The 4,432-nt window shown below is 47.5% G+C and carries 4 protein-coding genes; all 4 read left to right on the plus strand.

What is annotated here, in order from left to right:
* Positions 1–74 precede the first annotated feature (74 nt).
* The 4 genes from E5336_RS12180 to E5336_RS12195 are packed head-to-tail and all read left to right on the plus strand — an operon-like array spanning position 75 to position 4,118.
* Positions 75–1,025, plus strand: coding sequence for a DNA-directed RNA polymerase subunit alpha (locus E5336_RS12180; protein ID WP_135981377.1), 951 nt, complete (start codon positions 75–77; stop codon positions 1,023–1,025).
* A 13-nt stretch (positions 1,026–1,038) separates the two neighbouring features.
* Complete coding sequence (gene rplQ, locus E5336_RS12185) at positions 1,039–1,404, plus strand: 50S ribosomal protein L17 (protein WP_135981378.1); 366 nt, start codon at positions 1,039–1,041, stop codon at positions 1,402–1,404.
* Positions 1,405–1,440: 36 nt separating this feature from the next.
* The gene (locus E5336_RS12190) at positions 1,441–3,201 is read left to right on the plus strand and encodes an ABC-F family ATP-binding cassette domain-containing protein (RefSeq protein WP_135981379.1); all 1,761 of its coding nucleotides are present in this window, start codon (positions 1,441–1,443) and stop codon (positions 3,199–3,201) included.
* A complete protein-coding gene (locus E5336_RS12195; protein WP_135981380.1) occupies positions 3,198–4,118 on the plus strand; it encodes a DMT family transporter in 921 nt (306 codons plus the stop codon). The genes E5336_RS12190 and E5336_RS12195 overlap by 4 nt, the downstream gene beginning before the upstream one ends.
* The last annotated feature ends 314 nt before the right edge of the window (positions 4,119–4,432 follow it).

Consider the following 4,432-nt stretch of genomic DNA (forward strand, 5'->3'; position numbering starts at 1 on the left):
TGTGACGCCAATCCCTCACAATGGATGCCGTCCACCGAAACGACCTCGTGGATAACAAGTAAGGAGGAGAGAGGATGCAGGAATTTAAAAGAGCAACCTTCCACAAAGAATATATTGACGAAGAAAACAATTCGGCTTCGTTTGTATTTGAACCACTTGAACGTGGCTTTGGTACAACCATCGGAAACGCGGTGTGCCGGGTCTTGATGACCAATCTTCCAGGAAGTGGCGTCATCGGTTACAAAATTTCTGGAACACCAGCCGACGCGATGACTTCTCCGGGTATTTTAGAGGATATTACAGGAATCACTTTGAATGTGAAAGCTCTTCAGTTTACAAGCGAGCTAGACAAACCGGAAACGGTGCATATTTCCAAAATCGGACCGGCGATCATTACGGCGGCCGATATCGTTTGCCCGGAAGAGATTGATATGGTGGATCCAAATCAAATCGTTTGTACGTTGGAGAAAGACGCGATTCTTGACATGGAATTGTATGTAGCCAATGGCATCGGTTTTAAAAGCGCGGCGGAGAACCGGGAGGAATTCAAGCTTCCGGAAGATGTCATCGCGGTCGATACTTTGTTCACACCGATTCGCTCGGCTGACTATTTGTCGGAACCGGCTTTGGTGGGACAAGATATGAAGTACGATAAGGTTCATATTAAATTGACAACCGACGGCACCGTTACGCCTTTGCAGGCGATTGCCGAGGCGGCCGATATTTTGATCGACCAGCTCGACGAGCTTGTACCGCTGGCGAACCTTTCTTTGGAGGAAAGCTTTACTGTTCAGCAGCCTCAAGTCGAAGATGCTCAAAAGACCAACACGATGATGATCGAGGATCTCGACTTGTCTGTTCGTTCTTACAACTGCTTGAAGCGGGCAGGTATTCAAACTGTAGAAGAATTGACCCAGAAAACTGAAGATGAAATGATGCATGTGAAGAACTTGGGCAAGAAGTCTTTAAAAGAAGTGAAGGACAAAATGTATCAGCTTGGATTGTTCTTCAAATCGTATGAGTAGGAGGATATGATCCATGCGTAATCGTAAATTAGGCCGGAAGGCGGATCACCGGAAGGCGCTGCTTCGCAACATGGCGACGTCGCTGATCCAATATGGTCAAATCGAAACAACGGAAATGAAAGCGAAAGAAGTAAGTTCCGTTGTCGACAGTCTAGTCACTTTGGCAAAGCGGGGCGATCTGCATGCCCGCCGTCAGGCCGCGGCGTATGTTCGCAACATCGAAGTCGATGACAATGGAACGACCGCGCTGCAAAAACTGTTTAATGAGATTGGACCGGAATACGCTCAACGCCAAGGCGGATACACGCGGGTTGTCAAAACCCGGATTCGTCGGGGCGATGCCGCGCCAATGGCAATCGTTGAATTTGTAAAAGAATAGAAGCCGGATTTCCCGGCTTTTTTTTAAGGAGGACTTATGCTTTTATCCGCGCAAAACGTAACCCAAATCATCAACGGCAAGGTGCTGTTTGACCATATCCAGTTTTCCATCGCGCCCAAAGATAAAATCGCTTTGATCGGTGTCAATGGAACCGGAAAAAGTACGCTTCTGAAAGCGATTGCGGCAAAGGATCCGAATGTTGGCGAATGGATCATGGCGGCCGACACCAAGATCCACTATCTTTCGCAATCCCCGCGGTTTTCCCAAATGACGATTTGGGAGGAAATCGTTCATGCTAACGAAAAGAATCCTTTTCCGGTTGAGGAATACGAGCTGCGCTCGATTTTAAACCGGTTTGGCTTGGAGGATCACGACCAAAAAATTTCCGATTTGTCGGGTGGGCAGCAAAAGCGGCTGGCGCTCTCGATCGCGCTCATGTCCAAATGCGATTTGCTGCTTCTCGATGAGCCAACCAATCATTTGGACGAGGAAATGATCGAGTATTTGGAAAACCGGCTTGTCAAGATGACGTGCGCGGTTTTGATGGTGACCCACGACCGCTATTTTCTGGACCGGGTATGCACGAAAATTTATGAGTTGGATCAGGGCGACTTTTATACCCATGAAGGAAACTATGAAGTGTATTTGGAAAATAAGCAGATTCGGCAGGAAAATGAAAAAAAACAAATAGAAGCTCATAAAAACCTGTATCGAAAAGAACTGGCCTGGGTGCGGGCGGGTGTGCAGGCCCGCAGCACGAAGTCCAAAGCCCGTCTGGATCGCTTTGAGCAATTACGCAATCAGCGCTTTAAGGAACAAGAAGAAATCTTGGAGCTGACTCCCGTTTCAACCCGCCTGGGAAAACAAACGATTGAATGGAAGGGGATTTCCTATCAATACGAAAATAGCGATCCGCTTTTTTCGGATTTCTCCTACAATCTTCTTCGTCATGACCGGGTTGGAATTATTGGAAAAAACGGCTGCGGGAAAAGCACGCTTTTAAAGGTGATTTCTGGCTTGCTTCAGCCAACTGACGGCACGATCGAAAGAGGTTCGACAGTAAAAATCGGCTTTTTTCATCAGCAGGATGATGAAGCCGATCTTTCCATGCGGGTGATCGACTATATCGAAGAATTCGCGGCTGTCGTCGCGTTTGGTAAAAAGAAATACACTTCCTCGCAAATGCTGGAGCGTTTCCTCTTTCCGAAAACAATGCATTACACCACACTGGATCGGCTGTCGGGTGGAGAGCGGCGTCGCTTGTATTTGTTGAAAGTTTTAATGCAGGCCCCCAATGTGTTGCTGCTGGACGAGCCGACGAACGATTTGGATTTGCTGACGCTCGACGTGCTGGAAGACTATTTGGATTCGTTTCCGGGAATCGTGATCGCGGTTTCGCACGATCGCTATTTTTTGGACCGCGTCGTCGACCATACGTTTGTGTTCGAGAATCGGCGCATTCGTGATTATCCAGGTGGCTACAGCGACTATATGGTGCGTAAGACGGCATCGAAGGCGGAAAAGCAGGAAAAACGCGAGCCAAAGGAAAAGAACGCCTGGAAAGTACGGAATTCAAACCGGCTGACGTATATGGAAAAGAAAGAACTATCATCCTTGGGAGAAGAATTGCCGGCGTTGGAAGAGGAAATCCAGAGGCTGAACGCGGAAATCGTGGAGTATACTCATGATTTTGACAAAATGATGAAAGCTTCCGCTCTCCGGGATCAAAAAGAACAAGAGCTGGAAGAGAAAACATTACGGTGGATGGAACTGGAAGAAAAGAAGGAAACGCAATGAAAACGATTTGGACGCGGCCCGCGAGCGTATTCTTCCTCGCGTTTTTTTGCTGCGCGTTGTGGGGAAGCGCGGCGCCGTTCATTAAATTTGGCTATACGCTTTTTTCCATTGAAACCAACGCGATTGACCAGATTTTGATGTTTGCCGGATTCCGGTTTTCGCTGGCGGGCGTTCTCGTGATCGCGATTGGCTCAGTCGTATGCAGGCGGCCCCTCGTTCCACGAAAGGAAGACTGGATTCCGATTGGAGTGCTTGCTTTTTTTCAAACGGCGGGACAGTATTTTTTCTACTATATCGGAGTGGCGCATGCCAGCGGGGTGAGCGCGGCGCTAATCACCGGAACCGGCGCGTTTATTTCCTTGCTGGTCGCGGCTTTGATTTTTCGGTATGAAAAAATGACGGTGTATAAAAGCGTTGGCTGTTTGCTTGGATTTTTAGGAATTTGGGTTTTGAATGGCATGCGTTGGGACGTTGGGTTCGCATGGCTGGGGGAAGGGCTTATTTTAATATCCCAGTTTTTTAGCGCGTTTTCAGCCGCCTTTATTAAAAAATATTCCCAAAGCCGAAACGCGATGCTGCTCAGCGGGTACCAGTTTTTATGTGGCGGTTTGCTGTTGTGGACAGGCGGCCGCTGTTTGGGGGAAAGCCCGATTCCACAAGCTTCGTGGAAAGGCTGGCTCGTCCTGCTGTATTTGGCGCTTGTTTCCGCGTTGGCCTATTCCATTTGGAGCTATTTGTTAAAATACAACAAAATGTCGAAAATTGGAATGTATCAGTGTTGGATTCCGCTGGTGGGTGTGATTTGGTCCGCGGTTTTGCTGCAGGAAGGAAGCCAGGCCTTTTCGAGTTTCACGTTGTTCGCGCTTGTTTTGATCATCTTGGGAATTGGATGTGTCAATAAGGAAGAAACTTCCTGATTTTGATAAGATGAAGAAGAAGGAGCGCTGAATATGGATGAAGAGAAAAAAGCGTCGGCTGGAAAAATAATTGGGGCCATCGTGGGTGGTATTGTCGTGGTGGCGATGGTGATTGCTTTTGTTTTGTGAAACATGGGACCGCAAGGCGAGACGAGGAAATGAATGTCTCGCTTTTTTGTTGCTTGGATCGGATTGGATTTAAAAAAAAGAAGTCGTGATTGTTTAGCGGGAATCCAGGCAAAACCCCTCCTTTTTCCTCCTTTTATCTGTCATCTAAATTTCTTTAAAAAAGATATAAAAAGTAGTTTACAGTT

The organism is Dubosiella muris (genome assembly GCF_004793885.1).
Taxonomy (GTDB): domain Bacteria; phylum Bacillota_I; class Bacilli_A; order Erysipelotrichales; family Erysipelotrichaceae; genus Dubosiella; species Dubosiella muris.

Excerpts from the sequence above, each read along its gene's own strand:
- E5336_RS12180 (WP_135981377.1), top strand. The coding sequence starts at position 75 with ATGCAGGAATTTAAAAGAGCAACCTTCCACAAAGAATATATTGACGAA.
- rplQ (WP_135981378.1), top strand. The coding sequence starts at position 1,039 with ATGCGTAATCGTAAATTAGGCCGGAAGGCGGATCACCGGAAGGCGCTG.
- E5336_RS12190 (WP_135981379.1), top strand. The coding sequence starts at position 1,441 with ATGCTTTTATCCGCGCAAAACGTAACCCAAATCATCAACGGCAAGGTG.
- E5336_RS12195 (WP_135981380.1), top strand. The coding sequence starts at position 3,198 with ATGAAAACGATTTGGACGCGGCCCGCGAGCGTATTCTTCCTCGCGTTT.